Raw genomic sequence first — 15254 nt, forward strand, 5'->3', positions numbered from 1 at the left:
GCGAGTGACGGGCCCCACACCCCGGACCCCCGGTCGGAACGTTCCGGCCGGGGGTTCCGGTATGCGGCTGACCAGGGGCGGAGCGAGCGGGCCGGTGGGGCGCGTACCCTTTGTGGTGACAGAGTCCGGACAGTGGCGGGAACACGCCACGCCGGACGGGGACAACTGACTAAGGACTGAGCGACCCTGGCACGCCGTACGCCCGACGGTCCGCCGCCCGCGCCGACGGTGCAGCGGATTCGTCTCCGCTACACCAAGCGCGGCCGGCTCCGCTTCACCAGCCACCGCGACTTCCAGCGCGCCTTCGAGCGCGCCCTGCGCCGGTCCGCCGTTCCGATGGCCTACTCGGCCGGCTTCACCCCGCACCCGAAGGTCTCCTACGCCAACGCGGCCCCCACCGGGGTGGCGAGCGAGGCGGAGTACCTGGAGATCGGCCTGGCCGCCGTCCGCGACCCCGAACAGCTGCGGGCGCAGCTGGACGAGTCGCTGCCGAACGGCCTCGACGTGATCGACGCGGTCGAGGTGCGGACGCCGAACTTCGTGGAGCGCCTGGAGGCCTCCGAGTGGCTGGTCCGGCTCGACGGCGTCGAGCCGGACGAGGCGGCCGGTGCGGTCGCGCGCTTCCTCGCCGAGGAGCGGGTCGAGGTCGAACGCCTCACCAAGAACGGCGTGCGGGTCTTCGACGCGCGCGGCGCGGTGGCGGCGCTGGACGTCGTCCCGGCCCAGGTCGACGGCGGTGCGGACACGGAGGCAGGAACCGACCGCGATGTTCGGACCGGCCGTCCCTGTGCGATACTGCGCCTGGTAGTACGACACGCCACACCCGCCGTACGACCCGACGACGTATTGTCCGGTCTCCGTGCGACGGCCGACCTGGCGCCGCCGGTCCCCGCAGAGGTGACCAGGCTGGCGCAGGGGCCGCTCGACGAGGGGACCGGCACGGTGACCGACCCGCTGGCGCTCGACCGCGCCGCGGCCCAGGCCGGCTCGGAGCCGGGCGCCGGGCCGCGCGCTACCGCGCCCGCCTAGCGGGCGGAGGCCGGGTCCAGTGCCTCACTGGACCCGATGGTCCTCCAGGGTTCCCGCGGCTCCCCAGGGGAGCGAGCGTCGTCGCAGCACAGGCCTGCCACCCGGGGCCTGCCGGCCAGGACGGCCGGTTGGCCCGGGACCCCGTCCGGGAGCCACCCGGGGTTGGGGGACGGCGCAGCTTGGGAAAACCTTCAGAAGACTGGTCAGACCAGAAGACTTTCGACACCCCGCCGAGCGCGGGGCGCCGAGCGAGACTACGAGCCCCTGTGCGGCCTCGCGTCCGCGCGGCGGCACCGTGAACGGGTCCGGCCCGGGCATCCCCTGGATGCCGGCCGCCCCACAGGTGCCGTGCCGTGCCCGGATGCGGAGCCCGGGGGCCTGACGGGAGATCCACCCGCATGCTCGATAACACCGATCCGCAGCAGACTGCGGCCACGGAACCGAACGACTCCGCCGCGACCGGTGGCGAGGGCGCGTCCGCCGCGCCGCCGCGCCGTCGTCGCCGCGCGGTCTCCCGCCCGGCGGGCACCCCGCAGGGCGCGGCCGCCGAGGCGGCCGAGACCGTGCTGCCGGCCGAGGCGCCGACGGCCGAGGCCGCCCCGGCCGCCGCCGAGCCGGTGGCCGAGAAGCCGGTCCGGGCCCGCCGGACCCGCAAGCGCGCCGAGGCCCCGGCCGGAGCGCCCGAGGCGACCGCGATCGTGGTCGCCGCGCCGGAGGCCGCAGCGGCCCCGGCCGAGGCCGCCGCCGAGCCGGTGGCGGAGAAGCCGGTCCGGGCCCGCCGCGCCCGCAAGCGCGCCGAGGCCCCGGCCGGAGCGCCCGCCACCGCCGAGGCCGAGGCCCCCGCCGTGGAGGCGCCGGCCGTCGAGGCCCCCGCCCCCGTCGCCGCCGAGCCGGCGGCCGAGGAGGCCCCCGCCGCTCCGGCCCGCCGCCCGCGCCGCCGTCGCGTGGTCGAGGCCGCGCCGGTCGTCGAGGCCCCGGTCGAGGAGCCCGCCGCCGAGGAACCGCAGGCCGAGGAGCCCGCCGTCGCGGAGGAGCCCGAGGAGGAGGCCGCCCCGGCCGCCGCCGAGCCGGCCGCCGCGCCCGCCCCGGCCGCCGAGGCCGAGCCGCACCACCGGGTGCGCCGCCGCGCCGTCCGCCCGGCCACCGCCGTCTTCCAGGCCCCGGTCTTCCAGGAGCCGGCCCCCTACGTGGCGCCCGCGCAGCAGCAGCCCGCCGCCGCCCCGGCGCCGGTCGAGGCCCCGGCCGCGGCCGCGGCCGAGCGTGCCGAGGAGGACGAGTACGAGTACAGCGGCGTCGGCCGCCGCCGCCGGGTCCGTGCCCGGGTCGAGTCGACCCGCCGCAAGCCGGTGGCCGCGCCCGCTCCCGCCCCCGTCGTCGAGGCCCCGGTCGAGACGCCGGCCGTCGAGGCGCCCGCCGTCGAGGCCCCCGCCGCCGGTCCGGAGACCGAGGGCGAGTGGGAGGAGGACGGCCGTCCGTCGCGCCGTCGCCGCCGGGGCGGCCGTCGCCGCCGCCGTGGCGAGGCCGAGGAGTTCGAGGCCGCCGAGGCCGTCGAGGCCGAGCAGCCCGCCGCCGAGGAGCCGGCCGAGGCCGCCGAGGAGGAGGGCGACGAGGACGACGACCTGGCCGCCGGCCTGTCCTCCTCGCGTCGTCGCCGCCGCCGTCGCCGCCGCAGCGGTGAGGCCGGCGCCGTCGAGACCGCCGAGACCACCGAGGACGGCGTCCGCACGGTCGTGAAGGTGCGCGAGCCGCGCCGCCGCTCCACCGAGCCGTCCTTCGACCCGGACGAGGTGCAGTCCATCAAGGGCTCGACCCGTCTGGAGGCGAAGAAGCAGCGCCGCCGCGAGGGCCGCGAGCTGGGCCGCCGCCGGGTGCCGATCATCACCGAGGCCGAGTTCCTGGCCCGCCGCGAGTCGGTCGAGCGCGTCATGGTGGTGCGCCAGAACGGCCAGCGCACCCAGATCGGCGTCCTCGAGGACGGCGTGCTGGTCGAGCACTACGTCAACAAGGAGCAGGCCACCTCGTACGTCGGCAACGTCTACCTGGGCAAGGTCCAGAACGTGCTGCCGTCGATGGAGGCCGCGTTCGTCGACATCGGCAAGGGCCGCAACGCGGTGCTGTACGCCGGTGAGGTCAACTTCGGCGCGCTGGGCGGCCACGGCGGCCCGCGCCGGATCGAGTCGGTGCTGAAGTCCGGCCAGTCCGTGCTGGTGCAGGTCTCCAAGGACCCGATCGGCCACAAGGGCGCCCGCCTGACCAGCCAGATCTCGCTGCCCGGCCGCTACCTGGTGTACGTGCCCGAGGGCTCGATGACCGGCATCTCGCGCAAGCTGCCGGAGAACGAGCGCGCGCGTCTGAAGCAGATCCTCAAGAAGATCGTCCCGGACGACGCGGGCGTTATCGTGCGCACCGCCGCCGAGGGCGCCTCCGAGGAGGAGCTGACCCGCGACGTCCAGCGGCTGCAGCAGCAGTGGGAGGACATCCAGAAGAAGGCCGCGACCGGCAACGCCCCGGCGCTGCTCTACGGCGAGCCGGACATGACCGTCCGGGTCGTCCGCGACATCTTCAACGAGGACTTCACCAAGGTCATCGTCTCCGGCGACGAGGCGTGGAAGACCATCCACGAGTACGTCTCCAACGTGGCCCCGGACCTCGCCGAGCGGCTCCAGCGGTGGACCTCCGAGGTGGACGTGTTCGCCACCTACCGGATCGACGAGCAGCTGATGAAGGCGCTGGACCGCAAGGTCTGGCTGCCCAGCGGCGGGTCGCTGGTGATCGACCGCACCGAGGCGATGGTCGTCATCGACGTCAACACCGGGAAGTTCGTCGGCCAGGGCGGCAACCTGGAGGAGACGGTCACCCGGAACAACATCGAGGCGGCCGAGGAGATCGTGCGCCAGCTGCGGCTGCGCGACCTCGGCGGCATCATCGTGATCGACTTCATCGACATGGTGCTGGAGTCCAACCGCGACCTGGTGCTGCGCCGCCTGCTGGAGTGCCTGGGCCGGGACCGGACCAAGCACCAGGTGGCCGAGGTCACCTCGCTGGGCCTGGTCCAGATGACCCGCAAGCGGGTGGGCCAGGGCCTGCTGGAGTCCTTCTCCGAGCCCTGCGTGCACTGCAACGGCCGCGGTGTGATCGTCCACATGGAGCAGCCGAGCGCCCACGTCCACGCCCCGTCCGCCCCGGCGGGCGAGGCGGCCTCGGGCGGCGGCAAGCGCCGTCGCCGGGGCAAGGGCGGCGCGGGTCACGAGGAGCCGCAGGCCGTCGAGGCCGCGGTGGCCGAGTCGGTGGCCGTGGAGGCCGTCGAGGAGGCGGCGGAGCCGGTGCGCGAGGAGATCGAGGGCCAGCTGGCCCTGGAGGTCCCGGGCGTCGAGGCCGCCGAGGCCGCCGAGGTGGCTCCGGTCGTCGAGGCGCCGGTCGTCACGGAGGCCGCGCCGGCCGCTCCGGCGGGCCGTCCGCGCCGCCGCGCGGTGCGCAAGGCCACGGCTCCGGCCGGGTCCCCGGACACCGCTGAGATCGTGGTGCTGCAGGCGAAGGCCGAGGCGGCGCTGGAGGCGGCCCTGGAGGCCGCCGCCCCGGCCGTCGCGGCAGCCGCCGCCGAGGCCGCCGCCGAGGCGCCGGGCGAGCCGGTCGTCGTCGCGGAGGCCGCGGTCGTCGAGACCCCGGTCACGGAGGCCGCCGAGGCTCCCGCCGCCGAGGCCCCGGCCGAGGAGGCCGCTGCCGAGGAGGCACCGGCGCCGAAGAAGCGGGCCGCCCGCAAGACCGCCGCGAAGAAGACCGCCGCCAAGAAGACGACGACGGCGGCCAAGAAGACCACCGCCCGCAAGACCGCCACCAAGCGGACCAGCGCGGCGGCCAAGAAGGCCGCGGCCGCCGAGGGTGATACGGCGGCCGAGTAGTGCCCACGCCCGGGGCGGGAGCCATCCCGCCCCGGGCCGTACGGGCCGGTTTGCCCCTGGGGCGGCCGGTCCGTATTCTTGACCATCGGCGTGTCTACGCCATGCTCCCGAGCACATCACCTTCCCGAGGTCGCCGCGTCCGCGCGGAGAACCGGGAAGAGGCTCCTGTGTCCGTACCCAGGTGGCTGGCGTCGGGGGTTCCGACCGAGCAAGGAAAGCAGGTACCGCATGTACGCGATCGTTCGCGCAGGCGGCCGCCAGCACAAGGTCGCCGTGGGCGACGTGCTGGAGATCGACCGTATCGAGGCCAAGCCGGGTGACTCGGTCGAGCTCTCGACCATCCTGGTCGTCGACGGTGACGCCGTCACCTCCGACCCGTGGGTCCTGGCCGGCGTGAAGGCTCACGCCGAGGTGGTCGACCAGACCAAGGGTGACAAGATCGTCATCCTGCGTTACAAGAACAAGACCGGCTACCGCCGCCGTCAGGGCCACCGCCAGCAGCACACCGCGGTGCGCATCACCAGCATCGACTCGGTCAGCAAGTAAGGGGTTAGCGAGATATGGCACACAAGAAGGGCGCAAGCTCTACCCGTAACGGCCGTGACTCGAACGCCCAGCGCCTCGGCGTGAAGCGCTTCGGCGGCCAGGTCGTCTCGGCCGGCGAGATCCTCGTCCGCCAGCGTGGCACCCACTTCCACCCGGGTGCGGGCGTCGGTCGCGGTGGCGACGACACCCTGTTCGCGCTGACCGCCGGTGCCGTGCAGTTCGGCAACCGCCGCGGCCGCAAGGTCGTCAACATCGTGGCCGTCGAGGCCTGAGTCCCCGCGGACTCCCGAGTCGTATAAAGACTCACAGTGAGGGGTGGGCCGGAATTCTCCGGTCCACCCTTCACGCTTTACGCAGGTAGCAAGCAGACTCTCGCGCACTGGAGGCACACCCATGACCACCTTCGTGGACCGCGTCGAACTTCACGTCGCCGCGGGTAACGGGGGCCACGGCTGCGCCTCCGTGCACCGCGAGAAGTTCAAGCCGCTCGGCGGCCCGGACGGCGGCAACGGCGGTGAGGGCGGCAGCGTCATCCTCACCGTGGACTCGCAGGTCACCACCCTGCTCGAGTACCACCACTCGCCCAAGCGCAAGGCCACCAACGGCAAGCCGGGCGCGGGCGGCAACCGCACCGGCGCCGACGGCGAGGACCTCGTCCTGCTGGTGCCGGACGGCACCGTGGTGCTGGACCGCAAGGGCAACGTGCTGGCCGACCTGGTCGGGCACGGCACCAGCTTCGTCGCCGCCCAGGGCGGCCGCGGCGGCCTCGGCAACGCCGCGCTGGCCTCGGCCCGCCGCAAGGCGCCCGGCTTCGCGCTGCTCGGCGAGCCCGGCGAGGCCCGCGACATCGTGATGGAGCTCAAGTCCGTCGCCGACGTGGCCCTGGTGGGCTACCCGAGCGCCGGCAAGTCCTCGCTGATCTCGGTGCTCTCCGCGGCCAAGCCGAAGATCGCGGACTACCCGTTCACCACCCTGATCCCCAACCTCGGCGTGGTCACCGCGGGCGACACCGTCTACACCATCGCCGACGTGCCCGGCCTGATCCCGGGCGCCAGCCAGGGCCGCGGCCTCGGCCTGGAGTTCCTGCGGCACGTCGAGCGCTGCTCGGTGCTGGTGCACGTGCTGGACTGCGCCACCCTGGAGCCCGGCCGCGACCCGCTGACCGACCTGGAGACCATCGAGGCCGAGCTCTCCGAGTACGGCGGCCTGGACGACCGCCCGCGGCTGGTCGCGCTCAACAAGGTCGACGTGCCGGACGGCCAGGACATCGCCGACCTGACCCGCGCCTCCCTGGAGGAGCGCGGCTACCGGGTGTTCGAGGTCTCCGCCGCCTCCCGCAAGGGCCTGCGCGAGCTGAGCTTCGCGATGGCCGGGATCGTCGCCGAGGCTCGCGCCGCCAAGCCGGCCGAGGAGTCCACCCGGATCGTGCTGCGGCCCAAGGCCGTCGACGACGCGGGCTTCACCATCACCGAAGAGGACGGCGCCTACCGCATCCGCGGCGTCAAGCCGGAGCGCTGGGTCCGCCAGACCGACTTCGCCAACGACGAGGCCGTCGGCTACCTCGCGGACCGGCTGGCCCGCCTCGGTGTCGAGGAGCAGCTGTGGAAGGTCGGGGCGCAGGAGGGCGACACCGTCATCATCGGCCCCGAGGAGAACGCCGTCGTCTTCGACTGGGAGCCGACCATGGCCGCCGGTGCCGAGATGCTCGGCCGCCGCGGTGAGGACCACCGCTTCGAGTCCCCCCGCCCGGCGGTCGACCGCCGTCGTGAGAAGCAGAAGGGCCGGGACGCGGCCGAGGCCGAGTTCCTCGCCTTCGAGGCGCTGTCCAGCGGCCGCCAGTCCGCCATCGAGGGCGACGACGACGAGGACTACTGAGCCCGTCGGGCCGCCTGACGCGCACGGCCCCCGTCACCTCTCCGGGTGGCGGGGGCCGTGCGCGTGGCAGGCGGTGACGGGGCGTCACTTGGTCCAGGCGGCCTGGACCTTGGTGATGTCGGTGGAGTCGCCGTAGCCGATCATCACCGGGGAGCCGCCGGCCGCGAAGCTGACGATGTCGCAGCCCTTGAACTCGACGCCCTTGGTGGCACCCGAGAAGCTCGGGGTGTTGCACTTGGGGATCTTGACCGAGGCGACCGGGTTGGCGAACATCGCGGTGTTGCCGGCGGCGTCGTAGGCCTTCAGCTTGGAGTCGGGGGCGCTGAAGGTCAGCTTGGTGTCCCCGAGGTTCTTCATGGTCCAGCTGACGTAGAACAGTGCCCGGCCCTCCAGGCCGGTGGTGTTGGCCTTGGCGTCCTGGAAGTCCTGCAGCGAGCCCGGGACGACGCCGGTGACGGTGAACTCCAGCTTGGCGTTGGTGTTCGAGGTCTTGTCGACGAAGTCCACGGTGGCGGCCTGACCGAACTTCACCGAGGCGCCGGCCTGCGGCAGCTTGCCGGCCCCGGCACCGCCGCCCGCGGCGCCGGCCGTGGCGGCCCCGCCCGTGGCCGCGCCGGCTGCCCCGCCGGTGGCCGCACCCGACGGGGCGGCGGTCGAGCCGCCGGCCGCGCCCCCGGTGGCCGCGCCCCCGGCGGTGGTCCCCGCGGTGGCGCCCGGGGCGCCACCGGTCGGCGCAGGGGCGGCACCGGTGGAGCCGCCCGACGGGGCGGCCGGGTCGGCGTTGTCCGGGCCGCAGGCGGCGAGGGACAGGGCGGTGGCCGCGGCCAGGGCGGCGACGGTGAGCTTGGTGGTGTACGAACGCATGATGCGCTTTTCTCCTGGGCGCGCGACCGCGAACCGTTGCCGGCCTGCCCAGTGCGGCGCCGCCCCCTCGTGACAGCAGGGTCGAAGAGAAATGGGTCCAGCGGGCAAGAAGCCGTCCCCCGATCTGGCTTTCGGTCAGGGACCATACCAGCCATCCGGATTGGTGTACGGGCTGTGGCAAGCCCGTGACCAGGCCGGGTCCAGCCGGTGAAACGGCCTGCGGGAGACCCGCGCGAATCGCGTAGATTTCGGGGGTGACGGCCGGGCCCCGGTCCGCCGTACCCGCACCACACCGGAAAGGCGTACAGCGAGATGACCGAGGACTCTCTGCGGGAGGAGGTGCTGACCGCACGGCGGATCGTGGTCAAGGTCGGTTCCTCCTCACTCACCACGGCGGCCGGCGGCCTGGACGCCGACCGCGTCGACGCACTCGTCGACGCACTCGCCAAGGTGCGCAACCGCCCGGGGGCCCCGGAGGTCGTGCTCGTCTCCTCCGGTGCCATCGCCGCCGGACTCGCCCCGCTCGGCCTGGACAAGCGGCCCAAGGACCTGGCCCGCCAGCAGGCCGCCGCCAGCGTCGGCCAGGGACTGCTCGTCGCCCGGTACACCGCCTCCTTCGCCCGGTACGGCATCCGGGTCGGCCAGGTGCTGCTGACGGCCGAGGACGCCAGCCGGCGCGCCCACTACCGCAACGCCTACCGCACCCTGGACCAGCTGCTGGCGATGGGTGCGATGCCGATCGTCAACGAGAACGACACCGTCGCCACCGCCGAAATCAAGTTCGGCGACAACGACCGGCTCGCCGCACTCGTCGCCCACCTCGTCCGGGCCGACCTGCTGGTCCTGCTCTCCGACGTGGACGGCCTCTACGACGGCGACCCGTCCCGCCCCGGCACCAGCCGGATCGCCCGGGTCACCGGCCCGCACGACCTCGACGGCATCGAGATCGGCAGCGCCGGCAAGGCCGGGGTCGGCACCGGCGGCATGGTCACCAAGGTCGAGGCGGCCCGGATCGCCACCGGCGCGGGCATCCCGGTGGTCCTCACCGCGGCCAGCCACGCCGCCGACGCGCTGGCCGGCCGCCCCACCGGCACCCTCTTCCTGCGCACCGGTGCCCGCACCTCGGACCGGATGCTCTGGCTCGCCCACGCCAGCAGCCCGCGCGGCGCCCTGCACCTGGACGCGGGCGCCGTCGACGCCGTCGTCTCCGGCGGCGCCTCGCTGCTGCCGGCCGGGGTCACCAAGGTCGACGGGGACTTCGCCGCGGGTGATCCGGTGGACCTTCTTGCCGAAAACGGCCACATCGTGGCTCGCGGACTGGTCAACTTTGATGCGAGGGAGTTGCCCCGCCTGCTCGGCCGGTCCACCCGCGACCTGGCCCAGGAGTTCGGCGCCGGGTACGAGCGCGAGGTCGTCCACCGCGACGACCTGGTCGTTCTGCGCGGCTGACCGGCCCGGCGGGCCGGCACCGGCCGCCGGCCGATCGGCGCAGTGCGGACGGCGGGCCGCTCCGTACCGGGAGCGGCCCCGGCCAGGGGCGAGGAGGGGCGCAGCCGTACCGGTCGGCCGAGGGCCGGCGGGGCCGGTGGGGGACGACACGAGATCGCCGAACAGGAGGCCGCCGGTGGAACGCAGGCGCGAGGCAGCGCTGACCGGAGGGACGGCGGGCCGGCGGCTGACCAGTATCGACGGCGGGCGCGGGGACGGCCCCGCCGAGCCGGCCGGTCCGCCGCCGCAGGGACCCGCCGGGATGCGCAGGCAGCGGCCCCAGCGCGCGGACGCGGCCGACCCGCCCACGGTGCCCGAACAGGCACGGCTGTGGCACGTGGTGCTCAGCGTGGCCGGGCAGGTCACCCCGCTGTCCTCGCTGCGGGCCTCGCTGGAACAGCTGGCGCACGACCACTCGTTCTTCCTGACCGCCCGCTACGCGGCCGACCACGCCGAGATCCGGTACTGGGAACAGGCCCGGGACCTGCACGACGCGGCGGCGATCGCGCTGCGGCTGTGGGGCGAGCACAAGGTCACCGCGAACCTGCCGCCGTGGGAGATCGTCGGGCTGGAGGTGGTCGACCGGGCGACGTACCACAAGCGGGTGGCGGAGGGCTTCGGCACGCCGCCGCCGCACCTGGGCGGGGTGCACCCGTACTGAGCCGGGGCGTGCCCGGGGCGAGCGGGGCGTGAGGATCCCGGGGTGAGCGAGCCCGGGCGGGCGTTCCGGCGTGAGCCCGGCGCGTGCTTCTTCGGGGTGGGCGGGGCGTGATCCTCTTCGGGGTGGGCGGGGCGCGTGCGCGCGGAGCCGGCGCGGGCGTGGACGCCTCCGGACGACCCGGACCGACCGGCCCCGACGGGCGGCGGCAGCCGTGTCTCACCGGGCGAAATGCGGACCGGCGGGGCGGGCGCAGTCGCTACCCTTGGCGGCATGACCAGCGATCTCTCCACCGCCGACAGCCCCGTCCTCGCCGTAGCGCGCCGAGCCCGGGAGGCCGCCGCCGCGCTCGCCCCGCTGCCGCGCAAGGCGAAGGACGCCGCGCTGCTGGCGATCGCGGACGCGCTGGTCGCCCGCAGCGCCGAGATCCTCGCGGCCAACGCCGAGGACGTGGCCCGGGCCCGGGAGGCCGGGACGCCGGAGTCGGTGATCGACCGGCTGACCCTGACCGACGAGCGGATCGCCGCGATCGCCTCCGACGTGCGCGACGTGGTCGGCCTGCCCGACCCGGTCGGCGAGGTGGTGCGCGGCTACACCCTGCCGAACGGCCTGGACGTGCGGCAGGTGCGGGTGCCGCTCGGCGTGGTCGGCATCATCTACGAGGCCCGCCCGAACGTCACCGCCGACGCCGCCGCGCTCTGCCTCAAGTCCGGCAACGCGGTCCTGCTGCGCGGTTCGGCCTCGGCCTACCGCTCCAACACCGCGATGGTCGCCGTCCTGCGGGACGCCGTCGTCGCGGCCGGGCTGCCCGCCGACGTCGTCCAGCTGGTGCCGGGGGAGAGCCGCGACTCCGTGCAGGAGCTGATGCGCGCCCGCGGCCTCGTCGACGTGCTGATCCCGCGCGGCGGAGCCTCGCTGATCCGCACCGTCGTCGAGGGCTCGACCGTTCCGGTGATCGAGACCGGCACCGGCAACTGCCACGTGTACGTGGACGCCGAGACCGACCTCGCGATGGCCGTCGGCATCCTGCTGAACTCCAAGGCGCAGCGGGTCAGCGTCTGCAACTCCGCCGAGACGCTGCTGGTCCACCAGGACGTGGCGGACGCCTTCCTGCCGCTCGCGCTCGCCGCCCTGGCCGAGGCCGGAGTGACCGTGCACGGCGACGAGGCGGTGCTCAAGGCCGCCGAGGGCGGCCCGGCCACCGTGCTGCCCGCGACCGACGAGGACTGGGGCGCCGAGTACCTCTCGCTGGACCTGGCCGCGGCCGTGGTGCCCTCGCTGGAGGCCGCCGTCGAGCACATCCGCCGCTGGTCCTCCGGCCACACCGAGGCGATCGTCACCACCTCGCAGGCCGCCGCCCGACGCTTCACCCGGTTGGTCGACTCGACCACGGTGGCCGTCAACGCCTCCACCCGCTTCACCGACGGCAGCGAGTTCGGCTTCGGCGCGGAGATCGGCATCTCCACCCAGAAGCTGCACGCCCGCGGCCCGATGGGCCTGCCCGAGCTGACCAGCACCAAGTACATCGTCACCGGTGACGGGCACGTGCGGGGCGAGGCGACGCAGACCGTGGGCGGGACCCCGGACGCCGGCTGAGGGTTCCAGCCGGGAACGGCGCCGGCCCAGCGTTCCCGCCGGGAACGGCGCCGCGACCCCGGCCGCGGGGCGGGGACCGCGCAGGGGCGTCACACGTGTGACGGACCAACTGCCGGGAGCCACAGACAAAACGCCCGCCCGGTAATACGCTGAATCCGTGGCTGAGGATGTGGGGGGCTTGCCGTACCCCGACGGCGCCGACCACGGTGGTGCGGACGACGAGTTCGCCACCGTGGTCTTCGATGAGGCCTTCGTCCGGTCCGCCGCCGTGCACGAGCCGACCGCCAAGGAGCGGCAACTCGCCGCCGCCGAGGCCCGGTTCGAGCCGGACGCCGCGGGGCCGGGCTGGGGCTATGACGTCTCGGCCGGGGACGGGCTGCCGCTGGAGCTGCGCCCGTACCCGAGCGGACTCGACGAGGACCACCACTACCCCGATCCCTGGTCGGGACCCGGCCGGGCGACCGACCGCCGGGGCCGGCGGGGGTGGCGGCGCGGCTACGACCCGGTGCGCGGGCGCGGCCGGTACGTGGCCCAGCAGCGCTGGCACCGGCCGGTGGCCTGGGTACTCGCCGTGATCATGGGCGTGAGCCTGGTCGCGGTGGCGGTCGCGGCGGTCTACCAGGGCGTGGGCGGCTCGGCGGGCACGCCCCGCAGGCCGGAGTCCGGCAGCAGCAGCGCCGGGGTGGACCCGGGCCCCGCGCCGGCCGAGCCGTCGCTGGCGGCCACCGCCCCGGCCGGCTAGGGCAGGCGCCTGCGGGCGTGGGCCCCGCCGTTCCGGGGCGCACCACCGGACTCGGTGGCGGGCTCGGTGGCGTGCGGGAGTGCGCCCGGGGCGGGTGGTCACGGAGCGTCTCCGGGAATCTGCGCCGGGACTCTCGTGGCGGCGCGGGTGTCCGCCTACCCTGGTGTTATGGGTGACCCGCGAGAGCCTCCTGAGGGTACGCCCGAGGGCGGTTCCGGAAACGACGACGAATTCCGGTCCGTGGTCTTCGACGAATCGTTCGTCCGGGCTGCCCGGATCCAGGAACTGTCCGCCCGGGAGCGGCTGGCGGGCTCCTTCGGCAAGGCCACCCGGCAGCGGGTGCGGCTCGGCCCGCTGGGCAGCGTCCCGCGCCAGGCGCTCGCCCTGCTGCTGCTCATCCTGATCGCCTTCGGGGCCGCGGTGTACTTCGGCGTCACCTCCCCGAAGGGCGCCCCGGCCCGGCCCGAGGGCAGCCAACTGACCGTCAGCCTGGTCGCGTTGAGCCCCGCTTCGGCCGTCCACCCGGTCGCCGATCCGGCGAACCCCTTCGCCGCGCTGCCGGCCGGGTACGGGGACGGCACGATCGGACTGAACACCCCGACCGGGGCGCCCACCGAGCACTTCAGCCGGGTCGAGGTGACCAAGGCCCTCGACACCGTCCAGCGCTACCTGGTCGCCTCCTCGCTGGCCCCCGCCACCCTCGTCCAGGGCGCCACCGCGGACGTGCGGGCCTTCGTCACACCCGGTGAGCAGGCGGAGTTCGACGAGAGCGTGACCCAGCCGGTGGACGACCGGCACCACGCGGTGACCGGCTGGATGGTGCGCTTCGACCCGGCGCAGGTCGCGCTGGCCGCGGACACCGTGAAGGTGGTCGGCGCGATGCGGATCGACGAGGCGGACAGCGGGACGCTGCAGATCACCACCGACCACACCTTCGTCTACGCGCTGAAGCCCGCCGGAGCCCCGGCCGGAGCGCCGGTCACCCTGGCGACCGTCCGGCGGCAGCTGACCTTCCAGTTCGACCGGATCGACCTGGCCTCCGCGCAGCTGCGGCTGGTGGACTCGGTGCTGCAGGCCGGGCCCGCGCCCTGCGGCACCTCCATGGCGGGCTTCCTGCAGCCGGTGCTGGCCACCGCGCAGGGCACGGTGGTCGCGCCGCCGACGGCGGTCGACCCCGGCAACCACGCCCGGCCGGGCTGGCAGGTGTGCGGGGTGCTGGCGGGGAGCTGAGCTCCTCCGGGCGGGCCGGGGGCTTGCGGACGGATCGGGACAGCACGGCGGCCGGTGACCCGGGTGGGTCACCGGCCGCCGTGCTGCTCTCAGGGGCCGGCTACGCGGGGATCACCGGCCGCTCGGGGTCAGCCCTCGCCGCGGTCGGACGAGCCGGACGGCCCGCTGGAGCCGTTCGAGCCGTTCGAGCCGTTCGCGCCGTTGGAACCGCTACGGGTGCCGGCGCCGGTGAAGGTGTCGCGGAGCTTGCCGCCCACCGTCGCGGCACCGCCGGCCACGTCCCGGAGCAGGCCCATCAGCGGGTCCTTGCTCTCCTTCACCGAGGTCGTGTAGTGGTCGGCGGCGGCCTTCCACTGCTCGCCGACCGAGGTGTCCCGGTCGTCCGCGCGGCGCGGGTAGGCGCCCGTCATGATCGAGCGGTACTCGTCGCTCTCCGCCCACTTCTTCAGCTGGGCCACCCGGACCACCGCGAAGGGGTGCGTCTGCGGCAGCACCTGGAGCAGCTTGAGCACGCCGTCGCGCAGGTCGCCGGCCTTCTCGTACTCCTCCGCCTGCTCCAGGAAGGCGTCGACGTTCATCTCGGCCAGGTTGTGCCCGCCGGCCAGCTTCATCAGGGCCCGCATGGACGCCTGGAGGTCCTGCCCGGCGAGCAGGCCCGCCCGGTCGCTGGACAGCTCCGCCTTGCGGAACCACTCCTTGAGCGCGGTGACGATGGCCATGATCGCCAGGTTGCCGAGCGGCACCCAGGCGATCCGGGTGGCGATGTTGGTGAGGATCATCAGCATCGTCCGGTAGACGGCGTGGCCGGACATCGCGTGGCCGACCTCGTGGCCGATGACCGAGCGCAGCTCCTCCTCGTCGAGCAGTTCGACCAGGCCGCTGGTGATCACGATGATCGGGGTGTCGATGCCGATGGTGAACGCGTTGACGGCCGGGTCCTGGGTCACGTACAGGTCCGGGACCCGCTCCAGGTCGAGCACGTAGGCCGCGTCGCGCACCATGCTGTGGAGCTCGGGGAACTGGCGCTCGGAGGTCTTGACCGCGGTGGCCAGGAACATCAGCCGGATCGAGCGCTCGGAGACCAGCCCGGCGAGCTTCTTCAGGACGTCGTCGAAACCGGTCAGCTTGCGCAGGGCGACCAGCGCGGAGCGGTCCGCCGGGTGCTCCCAGGCGCGGGTGGAGATCCCGGGGAAGCGCTCGCGGCGGCGGCTCGGGGCCTTCACGGTCGGGTCGGTCATGGTGTGAGTACCTCCTGGTCGACGGCGGCTGCGGCCCGCTGGCCGGCCCCCCGCTGGTCTTCGCCTGAAACGACTGTCTGTGCAACGTC

General features: G+C 74.5%; 12 protein-coding genes. 10 read left to right on the forward strand and 2 right to left on the reverse strand.

Going from position 1 to position 15254, the window contains the following annotated elements; translation table 11 throughout:
- Positions 1-228: 228 nt before the first annotated feature.
- The 5 genes from ACIRD3_RS14810 (at position 229) to obgE (ending at position 7349) form a co-directional block, all read left to right on the forward strand.
- On the forward strand, positions 229-1029 hold the full coding sequence (locus ACIRD3_RS14810; protein ID WP_402215721.1) for a TIGR03936 family radical SAM-associated protein: 801 nt from the start codon (positions 229-231) through the stop codon (positions 1027-1029).
- A 398-nt stretch (positions 1030-1427) separates the two neighbouring features.
- Positions 1428-4928 carry a ribonuclease E/G gene (locus ACIRD3_RS14815; RefSeq protein ID WP_402215724.1) on the forward strand — a complete coding sequence of 1167 codons (3501 nt, stop codon included), beginning with the start codon at positions 1428-1430 and terminating at the stop codon, positions 4926-4928.
- A gap of 228 nt (positions 4929-5156) precedes the next feature.
- Positions 5157-5474, forward strand: coding sequence for a 50S ribosomal protein L21 (gene rplU, locus ACIRD3_RS14820; protein WP_045696828.1), 318 nt, complete (start codon positions 5157-5159; stop codon positions 5472-5474).
- Positions 5475-5488: 14 nt separating this feature from the next.
- Positions 5489-5746 (forward strand): 50S ribosomal protein L27, encoded by a 258-nt coding sequence (rpmA, locus tag ACIRD3_RS14825; protein ID WP_030058248.1) that lies wholly within the window; start codon positions 5489-5491, stop codon positions 5744-5746.
- A 121-nt stretch (positions 5747-5867) separates the two neighbouring features.
- A complete protein-coding gene (obgE, locus tag ACIRD3_RS14830; protein WP_402215728.1) occupies positions 5868-7349 on the forward strand; it encodes a GTPase ObgE in 1482 nt (493 codons plus the stop codon).
- Positions 7350-7433: 84 nt separating this feature from the next.
- On the opposite strand, the gene ACIRD3_RS14835 is transcribed toward obgE, so the two are convergent.
- Positions 7434-8213: a hypothetical protein gene (locus tag ACIRD3_RS14835; protein ID WP_402215731.1), complete on the reverse strand. Its 780-nt coding sequence runs from the start codon at positions 8211-8213 to the stop codon at positions 7434-7436.
- Between the two features lie 312 nt (positions 8214-8525).
- Between ACIRD3_RS14835 and proB the strand changes: the two genes are divergently transcribed.
- From proB to ACIRD3_RS14860, 5 genes are all read left to right on the forward strand, one after another.
- Positions 8526-9662, forward strand: coding sequence for a glutamate 5-kinase (proB, locus tag ACIRD3_RS14840; protein WP_402215734.1), 1137 nt, complete (start codon positions 8526-8528; stop codon positions 9660-9662).
- Positions 9663-9837: 175 nt separating this feature from the next.
- Entirely contained in the window at positions 9838-10362 is a 525-nt protein-coding gene (locus ACIRD3_RS14845) for a hypothetical protein (RefSeq protein WP_402215737.1), read from the forward strand.
- Positions 10363-10632: 270 nt separating this feature from the next.
- Complete coding sequence (locus tag ACIRD3_RS14850) at positions 10633-11955, forward strand: glutamate-5-semialdehyde dehydrogenase (RefSeq protein ID WP_402215739.1); 1323 nt, start codon at positions 10633-10635, stop codon at positions 11953-11955.
- 157 nt (positions 11956-12112) lie between these two features.
- Entirely contained in the window at positions 12113-12697 is a 585-nt protein-coding gene (locus tag ACIRD3_RS14855; protein ID WP_402215742.1) for a hypothetical protein, read from the forward strand.
- Between the two features lie 240 nt (positions 12698-12937).
- Positions 12938-13927 carry a hypothetical protein gene (locus tag ACIRD3_RS14860; RefSeq protein WP_402215744.1) on the forward strand — a complete coding sequence of 330 codons (990 nt, stop codon included), beginning with the start codon at positions 12938-12940 and terminating at the stop codon, positions 13925-13927.
- A 128-nt stretch (positions 13928-14055) separates the two neighbouring features.
- Here ACIRD3_RS14860 and ACIRD3_RS14865 read toward each other — a convergent pair whose 3' ends face one another.
- Positions 14056-15165: a M48 family metallopeptidase gene (locus ACIRD3_RS14865; RefSeq protein WP_402215746.1), complete on the reverse strand. Its 1110-nt coding sequence runs from the start codon at positions 15163-15165 to the stop codon at positions 14056-14058.
- Positions 15166-15254: the final 89 nt, after the last annotated feature.

Origin of the sequence: Kitasatospora sp. NPDC093550 (genome assembly GCF_044764985.1) — a bacterium.
Lineage (GTDB): Bacteria > Actinomycetota > Actinomycetes > Streptomycetales > Streptomycetaceae > Kitasatospora.

What these genes read in the sequence shown, in the direction of transcription:
- ACIRD3_RS14815 (WP_402215724.1), top strand. Translation starts at nt 1,428, where the DNA reads ATGCTCGATAACACCGATCCGCAGCAGACTGCGGCCACGGAACCGAAC.
- rplU (WP_045696828.1), top strand. Translation starts at nt 5,157, where the DNA reads ATGTACGCGATCGTTCGCGCAGGCGGCCGCCAGCACAAGGTCGCCGTG.
- rpmA (WP_030058248.1), top strand. Translation starts at nt 5,489, where the DNA reads ATGGCACACAAGAAGGGCGCAAGCTCTACCCGTAACGGCCGTGACTCG.
- obgE (WP_402215728.1), top strand. Translation starts at nt 5,868, where the DNA reads ATGACCACCTTCGTGGACCGCGTCGAACTTCACGTCGCCGCGGGTAAC.
- ACIRD3_RS14835 (WP_402215731.1), bottom strand. Translation starts at nt 8,213, where the DNA reads ATGCGTTCGTACACCACCAAGCTCACCGTCGCCGCCCTGGCCGCGGCC.
- proB (WP_402215734.1), top strand. Translation starts at nt 8,526, where the DNA reads ATGACCGAGGACTCTCTGCGGGAGGAGGTGCTGACCGCACGGCGGATC.
- ACIRD3_RS14850 (WP_402215739.1), top strand. Translation starts at nt 10,633, where the DNA reads ATGACCAGCGATCTCTCCACCGCCGACAGCCCCGTCCTCGCCGTAGCG.
- ACIRD3_RS14865 (WP_402215746.1), bottom strand. Translation starts at nt 15,165, where the DNA reads ATGACCGACCCGACCGTGAAGGCCCCGAGCCGCCGCCGCGAGCGCTTC.